The sequence below is a fragment of the Citrobacter sp. CK206 genome, assembly GCF_030333125.1.
Lineage (GTDB): Bacteria > Pseudomonadota > Gammaproteobacteria > Enterobacterales > Enterobacteriaceae > Citrobacter_B > Citrobacter_B koseri.
Genome location: NZ_JAOWGM010000026.1, coordinates 343702 through 357913, shown reverse-complemented (window position 1 = coordinate 357913; position 14212 = coordinate 343702). Strand labels below are relative to the sequence as shown.

Below are 14212 nucleotides of genomic sequence, written 5' to 3'. Positions count from 1 at the left end.
CAGTTCAACGAATGAGACGGGAACAGGCGTTCAGGGATTTATTGGTCATGGGTTTTGATGCTCAGCTCGCAACATATCAAAGGAGTTACCGTGTCGATTACCTGCCCGGATTGCCATACAGAGCTGGAACCGCAAAACGGTGCGGCGCACTGCGACAGCTGCAATAAAGATATTGAACTTGAAGCGCGCTGCCCGGAGTGCCATAAGCCGCTCCAGGTGTTAAAAGCCTGCGGCGCGGTGGATTATTTCTGCCAGAATGGTCATGGGCTGATCTCTAAAAAGCGCGTGGAGTTTGTGCCGCTTTAATCCGTCTTTTTCCTGCGCGTTTTCTTCGCGGTCGTCACGCCTTTCACTTCGCTTTCCACCCAGCCGTCTGACAGCCGGGTGGTGAGCACATCACCGGCTTTCACCTGTCTGGTTTGCTTCAGCACCTTGCCGTCCGTCGCCGTGGTTACGCTATAACCACGCGCCAGCGTGGAGAGCGGGCTGACGGCTTCAAGATGCGTTACCGCATTGCCAAAGCGTTCGCGTGTGGCGCTCAGACGTGCGCGCACGTTCTCGGCCAGACGATACTCCAGCTGCTGAATACGCGTTTGCGCACGATAAATTCGCGGCTGCGGGTTTTGCTGGTTTAAACGCTGAAGGACACGTTGCTGGCGCGAGGCCGCGCGCTTGAGTTGATTATCCAGCGCGAAGTTCATCCGCTGGCGCAATCTTTCCAGCATTGTCTGCTGGCGCGCCAGGCGCAGTTGCGGGTGTTGCTGCTGTAACCGATGGAAAAGCTGCGTAAAACGGCGGTTGCGGTTTGCCAGATAGTAATCCATCGCCATCCCGAGGCGTTGTTGCGCGGACTGAATCTGGCGCAGCAACTCCTGCTGATTACGGCTGACTATCTCGGCGGCTGCGGAAGGCGTCGGCGCGCGCAGGTCGGCAACAAAATCGGCGATGGTGACGTCGGTTTCATGGCCGACGGCGCTAACGACCGGAATGCGGCTGGCGAAAATCGCCCGCGCGACGCGTTCATCGTTAAAACTCCACAGATCTTCCAGTGAACCGCCGCCGCGCCCGACGATCAGCACGTCGCATTCACTTCGGGCGTTAGCCCGTTCAATGGCGCGAACAATCTGGCCCGGCGCGTCATCACCCTGAACAGCGGTCGGGTAGATGATAACCGGCAGGGAGGGATCGCGGCGTTTCAGGACATGAAGAATGTCATGTAAAGCGGCACCGGTTTTTGAGGTGATCACCCCGACGCAGTGAGCGGGCGAGGGGAGCGGTTGTTTATACTGCTGATCGAACAGCCCTTCAGCCTGCAATTTTGCTTTCAGCAGCTCATATTTCTGCTGGAGCAGGCCTTCACCCGCAGGCTGCATGCTTTCAACGATGATCTGATAGTCGCCGCGTGGCTCATACAGGGTGATATTGGCGCGAACCAGCACCTGTTGCCCGTGCTGCGGGCGAAAAGTGACGCGGCGGTTGCTGTTACGGAACATCGCGCAGCGTACCTGGGCGGTGTCATCCTTTAGCGTAAAGTACCAGTGACCGGAGGCGGGCTGCGTGAAATTAGAGATTTCACCGCTGATCCATACTTGCCCCATTTCCTGCTCAAGCAGCAGACGAACCGTCTGATTAAGGCGGCTTACGGTAAAGATTGAGGAGGTCTGAGAGGATAACATGTGAGCGGGATCAAATTCTAAATCAGCAAGTTATTCAGTCGATAGTAACCCGCCCACAGGGGATCGCAAGCATTATTTGCAAAAAAGTGTGGATGCAATCGGTTTCGCTCTGTATAATGCCACGGCAATATTTATCCACCCCCAGGTTAGAGATATTGCCCATGCTACGTATTGCTAAAGAAGCTCTGACGTTTGACGACGTCCTCCTCGTTCCCGCTCACTCCACCGTTCTGCCGAATACTGCCGACCTCAGCACGCAGTTGACGAAAACCATTCGTCTGAACATCCCTATGCTCTCCGCAGCAATGGATACCGTGACGGAAGCGCGCCTTGCAATCGCCCTGGCACAGGAAGGCGGCATTGGTTTTATCCACAAAAACATGTCTATCGAGCGTCAGGCGGAAGAAGTTCGCCGCGTGAAGAAACATGAATCCGGCGTGGTTACCGACCCGCAAACCGTTCTGCCAACCACCACGCTGCGTGAAGTGAAAGAACTGACCGAACGTAACGGTTTTGCTGGCTATCCGGTTGTCACCGAAGATAACGAGCTGGTCGGTATCATTACCGGTCGTGATGTGCGTTTTGTCACCGACCTGAGCCAGCCTGTCAGCGTGTATATGACGCCGAAAGAGCGCCTGGTCACGGTGCGCGAAGGTGAAGCGCGTGAAGTGGTTTTTGCCAAAATGCACGAAAAACGCGTTGAGAAAGCGCTGGTTGTGGATGACAGCTTCCATCTGATCGGCATGATCACCGTAAAAGATTTCCAGAAAGCGGAACGTAAACCGAACGCCTGTAAAGATGAGCAGGGTCGTCTGCGCGTTGGCGCGGCAGTCGGCGCGGGCGCGGGCAACGAAGAGCGCGTTGACGCACTGGTTGCCGCAGGCGTTGACGTACTGCTGATCGACTCCTCTCACGGCCACTCCGAAGGCGTTCTGCAACGCATTCGTGAAACCCGTGCCAAATACCCGGATCTGCAAATCATCGGCGGCAACGTAGCAACTGGCGCAGGCGCGCGCGCGCTGGCAGACGCTGGCGTCAGCGCGGTGAAAGTGGGTATCGGTCCAGGCTCTATCTGTACGACCCGTATCGTCACTGGCGTAGGCGTTCCGCAGATTACCGCGGTTTCTGACGCGGTTGAAGCGCTGGAAGGTCTGGGCATTCCGGTTATCGCCGATGGTGGTATTCGTTTCTCCGGCGATATCGCCAAAGCGATCGCCGCAGGCGCAAGCGCGGTAATGGTCGGTTCCATGCTGGCGGGTACTGAAGAATCCCCGGGTGAAATCGAACTGTACCAGGGCCGTTCTTACAAATCCTACCGTGGTATGGGTTCTCTGGGCGCGATGTCCAAAGGCTCCTCTGACCGTTATTTCCAGAGCGATAACGCGGCAGACAAACTGGTGCCGGAAGGTATCGAAGGCCGCGTAGCGTATAAAGGCCGCCTGAAAGAGATCATTCACCAGCAGATGGGCGGCCTGCGCTCCTGTATGGGTCTGACCGGCTGTGGTACTATCGACGCGCTGCGTACCAAAGCGGAGTTTGTACGCATCAGCGGTGCGGGTATTCAGGAAAGCCACGTTCATGACGTGACCATCACCAAAGAGTCCCCGAACTACCGTCTGGGCTCCTGATTTTCTTCGCCCGACCTCGTGTCGGGCGATTTATTTAATCTGTTTCACTTGCCTCGGAATTAGCGTCAATGACGGAAAATATTCATAAACATCGCATTCTCATCCTGGATTTTGGTTCTCAGTACACTCAGCTGGTTGCGCGTCGCGTGCGTGAACTCGGCGTTTACTGCGAACTGTGGGCGTGGGATGTTACGGAAGCACAAATTCGCGAATTCAACCCAAGCGGTATTATTCTTTCCGGCGGCCCGGAAAGCACCACTGAAGAAAACAGCCCGCGCGCGCCGGAGTATGTGTTTGAAGCTGGCGTGCCGGTATTCGGCGTGTGCTACGGCATGCAGACGATGGCGATGCAACTGGGCGGCCATGTTGAAGCATCCAATGAACGTGAATTTGGTTACGCGCAGGTGGAAGTGAGAGCCGACAGCGCGCTGATTCGCGGCATTGAAGACTCCCTGACCGCAGACGGTAAGCCGCTGCTGGACGTGTGGATGAGCCACGGCGATAAAGTTACTGCTATCCCGTCTGACTTTGTCACCGTTGCCAGCACCGAAACCTGCCCGTTCGCCATTATGGCTAACGAGGAAAAACGTTTTTACGGCGTGCAGTTCCACCCGGAAGTCACGCACACCCGTCAGGGTATGCGCATGCTGGAACGCTTTGTGCGTGATATCTGCCAGTGTGAAGCGCTGTGGACTCCGGCGAAGATCATCGACGATGCGGTAAATCGCATCCGTGAACAGGTTGGCGACGACAAAGTGATCCTCGGCCTGTCTGGCGGCGTTGACTCTTCCGTTACCGCGATGCTGCTGCACCGTGCCATCGGTAAAAACCTGACCTGCGTATTCGTTGATAACGGCCTGCTGCGTCTGAACGAAGCCGAGCAGGTAATGGACATGTTCGGCGATCATTTTGGTCTCAACATTGTTCACGTTCCGGCGGAAGAACGTTTCCTGACCGCGCTGAAAGGCGAAAACGATCCAGAAGCGAAACGTAAGATCATCGGTCGCGTATTCGTTGAAGTCTTCGACGAAGAAGCGTTCAGACTGGAAGACGTGAAATGGCTGGCGCAGGGCACTATCTATCCTGACGTTATCGAGTCCGCCGCTTCCGCCACCGGTAAAGCACACGTCATCAAATCTCACCACAATGTGGGCGGCCTGCCAAAAGAGATGAAGATGGGTTTGGTTGAGCCGCTGAAAGAGCTGTTCAAAGACGAAGTGCGCAAGATTGGTCTGGAACTGGGCCTGCCGTACGACATGCTGTACCGTCACCCGTTCCCGGGGCCGGGTCTGGGCGTACGCGTGCTGGGTGAAGTGAAGAAAGAGTACTGCGACCTGCTGCGTCGTGCGGATGCTATCTTCATCGAAGAGTTGCACAAAGCGGATCTGTACAACAAAGTGAGCCAGGCGTTCACCGTGTTCCTGCCGGTTCGCTCCGTTGGCGTAATGGGCGATGGCCGTAAATACGACTGGGTTGTCTCCCTGCGTGCGGTAGAAACCATCGACTTTATGACCGCGCACTGGGCGCACCTGCCGTATGATTTCCTCGGCCGCGTCTCTAACCGCATCATCAACGAAGTCAACGGCATCTCCCGCGTGGTGTATGACATCAGCGGTAAGCCGCCAGCAACGATTGAGTGGGAATGATTTCGCGTCTGGCAACAGCCTGCACGTAAAAGCAGTAAAGTACATCTAAGCCCGCGTAACTGCGGGTTTTTTTGTTTTTATGTCTGGCACTTTCTGGCAGCTGTTAGCAACGGGAAGCACGGTTTTTTCAATGGAATTTTTGATGGTACTCTCTGGTTTTGAATTCAGGTTTGAAAAAGTACCATGTGATAAATTTCGGTTGAGTTATGGTATTTGTTTTTTATAAATTAATTAAAAACAGATAGTTAAATAACTTTTCTGAATTTTTTACAACATGGTATTTTTTGATAAAGGAAAACAATAAACCATGTTGACTGACACTAGGCTGCGTCACCTTAAGCCGAAGGAGAAACTCTATAAAGTTAATGACCGTGATGGTCTGTATGTTGCGGTCACTCCGGCTGGAACGATCTCATTTCGTTATAACTATTCAATAAACGGAAGACAGGAGACCGTTACTTTTGGCCGCTATGGTGTGGGAGGAATCACGCTTGCAGAAGCGCGTGAACGGCTCAATGAAGCCAAAAAAATGGTTGCCAGTGGAAGATCGCCTGCGAGGGAAAAAGCCAGAGATAAAGCGCGTATCAAAGATGCGGAGACTTTTGGTGCGTGGGCTGAGAAATGGTTACGCGGTTACCAAATGGCTGAATCGACGCGTGATATGCGGCGTTCGGTATATCAAAGGGAGTTGAAGTCAAAATTTGCGCAGCAGAAATTGACCGAGATTACACATGAAGACTTACGCGCATTAACCGATAACATTGTCGAGAGAGGGGCACCGGCGACAGCTGTGCACGCCAGAGAGATTGTATTGCAAGTCTATCGCTGGGCTATTGAGCGCGGTCAGAAGGTTGAGAATCCCGCTGATCTGGTACGGCCTGCAAGCATAGCGAAATTTGAGCCTCGTGACAGGGCATTGACGCCAGTTGAAATTGGTCTGATGTATCGGTACATGGAACGGGTAGGAACGACGCCATCAATCAGAGCATCGGTTAAACTTTTGCTGTTAACGATGGTACGTAAAAGTGAGCTTACTAACGCAACCTGGAACGAGATCAATTTTAGTGAGGCATTATGGACGATACCAAAGGAGAGGATGAAACGACGTAATCCACATTTGGTTTTTCTTTCCAGACAGGCAATGGATATTATGATTGCTCTCAAAACCTTTGCCGGTAGCTCTGATTTTATCCTTCCTTCGCGGTACGATTCCGATGCGCCAATGAGTAGCGCTACTTTAAACCGGGTTTTGACACTGACGTATCGTCTGGCTCAGAAAGAAGGGGAGTTGTTGCCTAAGTTTGGTCCCCATGACTTACGGCGTACTGCCAGCACCTTGCTACATGAGGCCGGGTACAATACTGACTGGATTGAGAAGTGCCTTGCCCATGAACAAAAGGGGGTACGAGCTGTTTATAACAAGGCTGAATATCGTGAGCAGAGGGCTGAGATGCTACAAGATTGGGCGAATATGATTGATGAATGGACTAGTAAGTAGTTAACAATCAGTATGTTAAATGGATATGCTTCTTTTATCTACGCCAGGAGAGCAATTTTAGCCGCTAAAATTTACTGAATCTTTACTGGTTTTATCTGGATTGCATAAAAGGAAAAATAAGAGTGCCTGAGTTGTCTGTAATTATACAATGGATGAATCAATACCCTAAGACCGGCTGGCTATTGCTGTGTATCTATATTGTACTCGGTGTAGTTCGTCACAGAGTAATTAATGCTGAATCTGGAAGCGTATTTCGTGGACTACTCAATCTTAGGAAGCGCCGGCTAGAGCAAATGCTGACACAGCCATATTTGAATAAAAATGCGGTCCGTCTGGCAAAGCGTGAGCTTCGTCAGCGCAGCCTTTATCGGCTCACAGGCTTGTATAATTATCGGCTCACAGGCTTGTATAATTATCGGCTGCAGGATTTGGCTGTAATAATGTGTGATCGTTATGGGTTGCGGGCTGGTTATCTCAAGCCGTGGCGTAACTGGCTCGAAGAACGGGATGGACGGATTGTGTTCAACAGGAAATGGCATTGTTTTCGCTGGCGTCTTTTTCTGGCGGGTCAGATTGCAAACACAGTTCTACTAATATTATTCATTATGTATATAGTTTCTCATTCTTCGGCCGAAATGATCGCACCGCTTATGTTACTCTTCATGCTTGTATGGTGGTTTCCGTGGCTAATGGTCACCTCGGTACCTACCCCTAGGTGGACTCGCGAAATGGAAGTCTATCTTGAGAAATTTAACGCTGAACAGACCATGGTTTAAACTGTTCTTTATTACCATGCATTCAGAGTGAATTGTCAGAGTTTTGGAAGATTCCATCCTACGAGTAATACTCACAAGGTAATTCACATAATCAATAGGTTAAGTCATAAGCTTCTTGACCCTACATGAGAAGACGAATTTTAGCTGCTAAAATTTTGGGCATATTTGGACCTAAATGCCACCGACATGATTCTAATAATTAAGCCAGTACCTAATGAGCCAAGATAAGACAACTGTAAACGCCCCTTGGCTTAGACTTGCTTTCAGGAAAGCGAATGCTTTTTATGGTCAGGGACAAGTAAGGGGATGAGCCATTGCATAACCATAAAACCAATTCGTTCTATGTCATTACAGATCGGCTTCAGTGATTTACTGGTGAGGTAGTATCACTGTGATCCATTTTGCATAACGCTTACAGCTGCGCTACAAACAATAAACTATAATACTGTATTTTCAAAATCATCAATTTGAAGCAGGGTAATCGAGAAAAAACCTCGTAAGTGGCTGGTTATAATTCAATAAAGTGGATGATATTAAGACTTAAACTGCCACCATAATAGCTCGTGGATATACTATTTTAAATATAAAATTCTTTCCTCACAGACGCTAAGGCCTTGGACACAGCCTGCTTTGTCATAGTTGTGTAGTGGTTTTTTTCTAAAACCTGTGCGGTTTCAAACTGGTTAAAACCTTGGTGTTTTAATATGATTATTTTTTTCTTAGTATCAGTGAATTTGGAGTCAGCCATTCGTCTGGCGATATTCCTAAGTTTATCTAGATCTGTTGGGGTTAAAGTTTGACCCTGCATCCACTCATGAAAATATGTATCAATCAATATATCCCCTGTGTTTGCGTTAGCTTTAAGCGGTTTAGCGCATTGCCGTCTAAGCCTTATTAATTCTTTATTGAACTGTTCGAGAGACCGCTTTCCTTGTCTGTATTTGGGATTCCATAGACCATTGGTGAGTTTGGGCCTATGGTCAGAACAATATCGATGACTAAGGACCTGTTTTTCATGAACGGGGAACTCATTATCGTTAGCAACAAATTCTGATATCTCACTAATAAACTTGGAAAATTCGGTTAGATTACCGCAGAACTCGCAATAACCGAGCTTACGCTGTGAATTTATAGTTACTCCTTCTGCAGGAGAGGATTTCTTCGGCCGCTTGGATGCGCACTCACTGACTAATTCAATAAGAGACTCAATCGTAGCGGTAAAGCATTTATCAAGAGAAGTTTGTTGATCTAAAGTCAGAACGAAATTACGCAAAAGAAGTCTTTGTGCCTGTACTACGACGTTTAAACCCACTTTTTTAAGTACTTCACTAAATCCTAGATTTACTCCAGAAATGTAGTCTTTATGACTTGGTGGCAGGGAATTTACATAAGCAGCTACTGCTGGATCAATCAATTCCTGTATCAGACGCAGTATTGGATACCTCCGTGAAAATATGGAGTACGGAGAACTACGCTCTACAAATAATTTAATTGCAGCTGCAACTGTGAGGTCACAGCCTTCCCAGATAGTAATTTTCATGTCAACCATTTTAGCCAATGAATAGGTTTTAGCAAGTGGTAATGCTTGGCATTGTATAGGCCTGATTGGAAACAGGAGGAAGGCAGATGCAAACAAAGGCACATAGCACGCTCATTAACAGAAAAACACTTCTGGAAATGATCCCATTGTCAGCCCGCACTATTTATAACCTTGAACAGCGAGGCGAGTTTCCTCGCCGTATAGCACTTACTAGCCGAAATGTTGCATGGCAGTTATCCGAAGTAGAACAGTGGATTGCGGATCGTAAATCAGCAATGTTTAAAGCGGCCAGACCCGGTGTTGTTTTAGGTAGGTAACAGCAATGTCATTGAACATAATGGAAGCATTTGAAGCTAAGCCACAACCAATTGATTACGTCTTGCCTAATTTGGCTATTGGTACTATCGGAGCGATTGTTTCTCCGGGAGGCGTTGGAAAGTCAATGCTGGCATTACAATTGGCTGTGCAGATTACTTGTGGTGTAGATCTTTTAAACTTTGGTGAATATCCGACTGGGTTGGTGGCATATTTACCTGTGGAGGACTCTGAAACCATCGTTCACCATCGTTTATATGCTTTGGGAAAATATCTAACAGCACGTCAGCAGCAGATTGTAGCTGATAAGCTACTGGTCGAACCTTTGGTAGGGAAGTGTCCAAATATTTTCTTGCCGGATTGGAGCAACTTGATCAATGAAGTTTCAAAAGGTAGACGCTTAATAATTTTGGATACTCTTCGCCGTTTCCACCTGGAGGATGAGAATAATAGCGCAGCAATGTCCAAAGTCATTGGAAAGCTAGAAGGTATTGCTGCTGATACTGGATGTTCGATTATATTTCTACATCATTCAAACAAAGGCGCTGCTACGATGGGTGTTGGTGATATACAGCAAGCAAGCAGGGGTAGTAGCGTCCTAGTTGATAATATACGGTGGCAATCTTATCTGGCGGGCATGACCGCCTTAGAAGCGAAGACGTATGGTATTTCTGATGATGTTCGAGGTCAATTTGTTAGATATGGAATAAATAAAGTAAATTATGGGGAACGTGCGCCAGATCGTTGGTTACAGAGACATGAGGGGGGAGTATTAAGGATAACGCAACTCAAATCGAAGAATAAAAAACAAATAGCAAAAGAATGTATGTCTTCATTGAGTGGTGCAGAAAATGATAACTGGTAATAAAGTTACACCTACTAGTACAGCTCTGCAGGCTAGAGTCATTCTGTACCAACCAAGTCAACGTCCCTTGGCGCTGAAGGGGCAGTGGATGGAGACTAGTTTTGGTCGTTGTCGAGTTACCGGAAGACTAGGACAACGTCATGCGGATATTGTGGAAACAATGCTCTATGTGGCCGAGAAACGTCGAGAAATTTCTGATGGAGGAATCGAGTTATTAGTAGATCCAGCGAAAGTACGCCGAACGCTATCCGATGCACAATACAGTTATGATCGAATTAAAAAACTACTCGTTGATCTACGAGTGGCAACTGTTGAAATAGAAACACCAGAATTAGAAAAAAACGGTTATTGCATTCTAGGCGGTTTAATTGACCATGTCGTACCCTCACCAATGACTAGGCGTAATCCTCTAACTGGTGGTGAACGTAACCTATGGAGAGTACGCTTGGGTGTTGCATTGGTAATGTTGTTGAAGCGAGATTTGCATTTTCATCATGATCCTGGTCCTATTGCTCGTCTCCAGCATGGTATTAGCCAAGCAGTTGCACGTCATATATTAACACATAAGCACGATCCTAAAGGCGGCTGGCATATTGATACATTAATTTTAGCTGTCAGTGGTGAAGGTACTAATAATATGACATTACGTAACTATCGGAGGAGATTAAAAGAAGATAGCAAACAATTTCTAGCGATTGGCATTGAGATACAAAATTCTAGGATAAAACGAGCTACAACGGCCCGGTAGCGTGTCGTTACGGCCCGGCGATGTGCTGTAACGGCCCGCCAGTGTGCTACAGAGGCCTGACTTTTTAACTCCTTTGCAGGTTATTTAGGATCAATCAGTATATTCAGGCTTTGAAATCACCTGCCTGAGCAGGCGCTTTCAAATCTAGAATCGGCCAAAGGCCGATGGTTGTACGCCAGAAGAAGAGATTGCTTACACGCTTAGTATATTGACACTTGAGGTAGATTTTATGACATATGAGGTACGCCCCAAGCTTTAGGCATAGGGAGGTAGATTTTAGCCGCTAAAATCTGCAATGCACATGCTCTGATAGGGTAAGTAAAAAAGTGCATGAGAAAATAAAAGACTTCTTACAATATATCGAAACATAAATACAGTTGGTGGACGCCCATTTATAACTACTAAAGGTCATTTTCAAAAGGGAGAAACATAGTTTCCTTGCAAAAAACACATTTGCTGCAGATCTTTAATCGAGTAATCCTATATTAATACGCTAAGAAAATACATCCTGTACACTGAAATACACATTGTCGTGCACAGATATACAACGGCAACTGCAGGGCAGGACATGTAAAGTAGGCCCACCGATACGGTGTTCCAACTTTACCACTCCCTATTCGCCGCATCGCGGCTCAAGGGCGTCCTGCTCTGCGAGGCTGCCAGGCTACCGCCTGTATGGAGAGCTATATGAAAGTTACTCAGACTAGAAAAAATAGTACGCCAATAAAAGTTTATTGTTTACCCGAAGAAAAAATTCTCATCCAAGAAAATGCAGAAGCATCTGGATTAAGTGTTGCCTGTTTTGTTCGTAGAGTTGCAATGGGTTATCAGGTTGATTCTATCGTAGATATAAAACAGGTTAATGAACTTAGCCGAGTAAACGCTGATCTTGGAAGACTTGGCGGATTACTTAAATTATGGCTCGCAAATGATACTCGAACAGTTGATTTTTCACCCACACTGATAAGAACCTTGCTTGCGAAAATAGAATCAACTCGGCAAGAACTAAGGAACATTATGGATAAAATATTGGATAAATAAATGTGTGGTTTCCTATATACCTGCGTCTGTTAACAGACAGAGTGTTAAATATTACTAATCTGTTGAAAAAGAGGTGAGAAAATGAATTTAATGTTCCGATTGGTTTCATCACAAAGAGGGATTTTAGCCGCTAAAAAAGCTTTAATAGTTCCTTTCGTGGCGTCCGTCATGGCATTACCGGTGAAGGCCGGAATTCCCGTTATTGATGGCACTAATGTGGTACAGACCACAATCAGCGCAGTTAACAACGTTCAGGCTGTGGCTAAACAAATCCAGCAGTACCAGACGCAGCTGCAGCAGTATGAAAACATGCTGCAGAACACCGTAGCTCCTGCGGCCTATATCTGGGACCAGGCAAATTCAACAATTAATAAATTGTTGCAGGTGCAGGATACCCTTAATTACTACAAGAATCAGGCCGGGAGTCTCGATGCGTACCTGAAACGATATCAGGATGTTAACTACTACAGGACATCACCTTGCTTTAACAGCAATGTTGAATGTACCGCGTCTGAAATTAGTGCACTGCGTGAAGCTGAACAGAACAGCTCAGGGGCGCGTAAAAAGGCCAATGACGCAGTATTTAAGGTAATTGACGAACAGCAGAACACCCTGCAGAGCGATGCTGATAATCTTGCCGAATTACAAACTCAGGCAAGCGGCGCACAAGGGCAAATGGAAGCTATTCAGGCGGCAAACCAGCTTGCCAGTGCACAGACAAATCAGTTACTGCAAATCCGCTCACTTCTGGTAGCCCAGCAAAACGCTGCAGCAACATTGGCACAGGCTCAGGCAGATAAAGAATCACAACAGATAGCCGCTGATGAAAAAGCGTTAGCCGGAGAGAATACACCAAGCCCGAAGCGAATTTGGTGAGGAAATGCAGAATGAAAGATAATCTTTTGATTGTATTTATTCTGATCAGTTTATTGGCTATATGTTCTTGCGATAAAAATGATAAAGATTGTTTATCGACGCCAGATAATAAATTTGATGAACATAAATACGATAAATGTGCTCTACGGAGTAATAATAAACCAAGCCCTAAACGAGAATGGTAATCATGAAAATAGTAAGTAAGCTCACCTTTTTAGGTATCATACTTTTCTTTTCTATAAATGCCTATGCTGGTCAATTAGATAGTAGCGGGCTACTTGATGCTTTATTAGATAAGTTTCAACAAGTAGCCAGTACATGGACAACAGTAATTGCTGACTATGCAAATTGGCTCTTCTGGGGGCTGGTATTAATAAGTATGGTTTGGACATTTGGTATGATGGCGATGCAAGGGGAAGGGTTGACAGGCGTACTTGCTGAAATAGTTCGCTTTTTTGCCGTCATTGGTTTTTTTTATTATCTTTTAATCAACGGTCCATCCATATCGCAATCTATAATTAATTCAATGAGACAACTTGCAGCAAACGCTTTAGGAATAAATACTGGTATTTCGCCCTCAAGCATAGTTGATATGGCGTTTGCGATATTAACAAAGGTCAGTTCAGCCGCATCAATTTGGTCGCCAATGATATCCACCATTATGATAACAGTCGCGATAATCGTTTTGGTAGTGATGTCCCTTATAGCGATAAATATGCTAATCATGTTGGTTTCTGCATGGGTGTTATGTTATGCAGGAATTATATTGCTTGGGTTTGGTGGTTCGAAATGGACCTCTGATATAGCAATTAATTACTTACGAACTGTTTTATCGATTGGCATTCAATTATTCACGATGACATTAATTATTGGGATTGGACAATCATTTATAGATCAATATTTGTCTCTTATTAAAGATGATGTTCCTGATCTTAATAGTCTTATCGTTTTGCTTCTGGCGTCAATTATCCTGTTAGTATTAACGAATAAGCTACCATTGTTGTTATCAGGTGTTGTAGGAGGGGCTTCTTTACAAGGGATTAGTGGATTTGGGGCAGGTATGATTACCGGCGCTGCCGCTACCGCCATCAGCGGTGCTGGAGCAATGGCAATGGGGGCATCAGCTCAAGTCAGCGGCGGAGCCTCTGCATTAAAGGCAGCATTCGAGTCTGCGCAAGCTGCCATGGCCGAAGAATTTGGTTCAGGCGGTGGAGGCGGTTCCGGTGGAGGATTTGGCGGCGGGGAAGATACCGGTTCTGTAGATACTTCTGGAGGCCAACCCTCAGGCAGTTCTGGTGGTTCGTCAGCAGGTCGCAGTTCAGTTAGCACCAGTGGAGGAAGTCAGGGGTTTGCTTCATTCTCACGAGCTGGCCGCATGGCAAGCCATATGGGAAGCAGCATGGCCAACGGAGCTGCTGAGTACCAGAAAATGAAGCGAAGTAGCAATTCTTCTCGTGTCCAACAAACTATTGGAGGGGAGTTGGCGACTCAGATACGTAAGCAAACAGCTACTCATCGGGATAACCGCGAACATGATGATTTTGCCGGTGATGGCTTATCGGGTAATAATAAATCTTGAATCACGCGCGTCAGTGAACGAGGT

The 14212-nt window shown here is 47.2% G+C and carries 13 protein-coding genes; 11 read left to right on the top strand and 2 right to left on the bottom strand.

Translation table 11 applies throughout. From position 1 onward, the window contains the following. Positions 1 to 90: 90 nt before the first annotated feature. Positions 91 to 306 carry a zinc ribbon domain-containing protein gene (locus OGX81_RS11775; RefSeq protein WP_058669111.1) on the top strand — a complete coding sequence of 72 codons (216 nt, stop codon included), beginning with the start codon at positions 91 to 93 and terminating at the stop codon, positions 304 to 306. Here the strand turns inward: OGX81_RS11775 and xseA are convergent. Then, on the bottom strand, positions 303 to 1676 hold the full coding sequence (gene xseA / locus OGX81_RS11770) for an exodeoxyribonuclease VII large subunit (RefSeq protein ID WP_104868347.1): 1374 nt from the start codon (positions 1674 to 1676) through the stop codon (positions 303 to 305). The genes OGX81_RS11775 and xseA overlap by 4 nt on opposite strands. A gap of 161 nt (positions 1677 to 1837) precedes the next feature. Between xseA and guaB the strand changes: the two genes are divergently transcribed. The 4 genes from guaB to OGX81_RS11750 all read left to right on the top strand — a co-directional run bounded on the left by guaB (position 1838) and on the right by OGX81_RS11750 (position 7224). Then, positions 1838 to 3304 carry an IMP dehydrogenase gene (gene guaB / locus OGX81_RS11765; RefSeq protein WP_012131273.1) on the top strand — a complete coding sequence of 489 codons (1467 nt, stop codon included), beginning with the start codon at positions 1838 to 1840 and terminating at the stop codon, positions 3302 to 3304. A gap of 68 nt (positions 3305 to 3372) precedes the next feature. Continuing rightward, entirely contained in the window at positions 3373 to 4950 is a 1578-nt protein-coding gene (guaA, locus tag OGX81_RS11760; RefSeq protein WP_104868348.1) for a glutamine-hydrolyzing GMP synthase, read from the top strand. Positions 4951 to 5257: 307 nt separating this feature from the next. Continuing rightward, positions 5258 to 6448 (top strand): tyrosine-type recombinase/integrase, encoded by a 1191-nt coding sequence (locus tag OGX81_RS11755; protein ID WP_200065235.1) that lies wholly within the window; start codon positions 5258 to 5260, stop codon positions 6446 to 6448. Between the two features lie 122 nt (positions 6449 to 6570). Then, positions 6571 to 7224, top strand: a complete 654-nt coding sequence (locus OGX81_RS11750) for a hypothetical protein (RefSeq protein ID WP_200065237.1) — start codon at positions 6571 to 6573, stop codon at positions 7222 to 7224. 577 nt (positions 7225 to 7801) lie between these two features. Here the strand turns inward: OGX81_RS11750 and OGX81_RS11745 are convergent. Beyond that, complete coding sequence (locus tag OGX81_RS11745) at positions 7802 to 8773, bottom strand: LuxR family transcriptional regulator (RefSeq protein ID WP_407056752.1); 972 nt, start codon at positions 8771 to 8773, stop codon at positions 7802 to 7804. A 77-nt stretch (positions 8774 to 8850) separates the two neighbouring features. Between OGX81_RS11745 and OGX81_RS11740 the strand changes: the two genes are divergently transcribed. The 6 genes from OGX81_RS11740 to trbL all read left to right on the top strand — a co-directional run bounded on the left by OGX81_RS11740 (position 8851) and on the right by trbL (position 14188). After that, a complete protein-coding gene (locus tag OGX81_RS11740; RefSeq protein WP_023308174.1) occupies positions 8851 to 9081 on the top strand; it encodes a helix-turn-helix transcriptional regulator in 231 nt (76 codons plus the stop codon). A gap of 5 nt (positions 9082 to 9086) precedes the next feature. Then, on the top strand, positions 9087 to 9944 hold the full coding sequence (locus OGX81_RS11735) for a helicase RepA family protein (protein ID WP_116689969.1): 858 nt from the start codon (positions 9087 to 9089) through the stop codon (positions 9942 to 9944). Next, complete coding sequence (locus OGX81_RS11730) at positions 9931 to 10692, top strand: ABC transporter ATPase (protein WP_200065241.1); 762 nt, start codon at positions 9931 to 9933, stop codon at positions 10690 to 10692. The genes OGX81_RS11735 and OGX81_RS11730 overlap by 14 nt, the downstream gene beginning before the upstream one ends. A 687-nt stretch (positions 10693 to 11379) precedes the next feature. After that, complete coding sequence (traJ, locus tag OGX81_RS11725) at positions 11380 to 11733, top strand: conjugal transfer transcriptional regulator TraJ (RefSeq protein ID WP_200065243.1); 354 nt, start codon at positions 11380 to 11382, stop codon at positions 11731 to 11733. Between the two features lie 81 nt (positions 11734 to 11814). Then, positions 11815 to 12609, top strand: coding sequence for a P-type conjugative transfer protein TrbJ (gene trbJ / locus OGX81_RS11720; RefSeq protein ID WP_200065245.1), 795 nt, complete (start codon positions 11815 to 11817; stop codon positions 12607 to 12609). Positions 12610 to 12796: 187 nt separating this feature from the next. Then, on the top strand, positions 12797 to 14188 hold the full coding sequence (gene trbL, locus OGX81_RS11715; RefSeq protein ID WP_200065247.1) for a P-type conjugative transfer protein TrbL: 1392 nt from the start codon (positions 12797 to 12799) through the stop codon (positions 14186 to 14188). Positions 14189 to 14212: the final 24 nt, after the last annotated feature.

Bases quoted from the DNA above. Each gene is read 5' to 3' on its own strand.
- OGX81_RS11745 (WP_407056752.1), bottom strand. From the start codon at position 8,773: ATGGTTGACATGAAAATTACTATCTGGGAAGGCTGTGACCTCACAGTT.
- trbJ (WP_200065245.1), top strand. From the start codon at position 11,815: ATGAATTTAATGTTCCGATTGGTTTCATCACAAAGAGGGATTTTAGCC.
- guaB (WP_012131273.1), top strand. From the start codon at position 1,838: ATGCTACGTATTGCTAAAGAAGCTCTGACGTTTGACGACGTCCTCCTC.
- guaA (WP_104868348.1), top strand. From the start codon at position 3,373: ATGACGGAAAATATTCATAAACATCGCATTCTCATCCTGGATTTTGGT.
- OGX81_RS11755 (WP_200065235.1), top strand. From the start codon at position 5,258: ATGTTGACTGACACTAGGCTGCGTCACCTTAAGCCGAAGGAGAAACTC.
- xseA (WP_104868347.1), bottom strand. From the start codon at position 1,676: ATGTTATCCTCTCAGACCTCCTCAATCTTTACCGTAAGCCGCCTTAAT.
- OGX81_RS11735 (WP_116689969.1), top strand. From the start codon at position 9,087: ATGTCATTGAACATAATGGAAGCATTTGAAGCTAAGCCACAACCAATT.
- trbL (WP_200065247.1), top strand. From the start codon at position 12,797: ATGAAAATAGTAAGTAAGCTCACCTTTTTAGGTATCATACTTTTCTTT.
- OGX81_RS11730 (WP_200065241.1), top strand. From the start codon at position 9,931: ATGATAACTGGTAATAAAGTTACACCTACTAGTACAGCTCTGCAGGCT.
- traJ (WP_200065243.1), top strand. From the start codon at position 11,380: ATGAAAGTTACTCAGACTAGAAAAAATAGTACGCCAATAAAAGTTTAT.
- OGX81_RS11740 (WP_023308174.1), top strand. From the start codon at position 8,851: ATGCAAACAAAGGCACATAGCACGCTCATTAACAGAAAAACACTTCTG.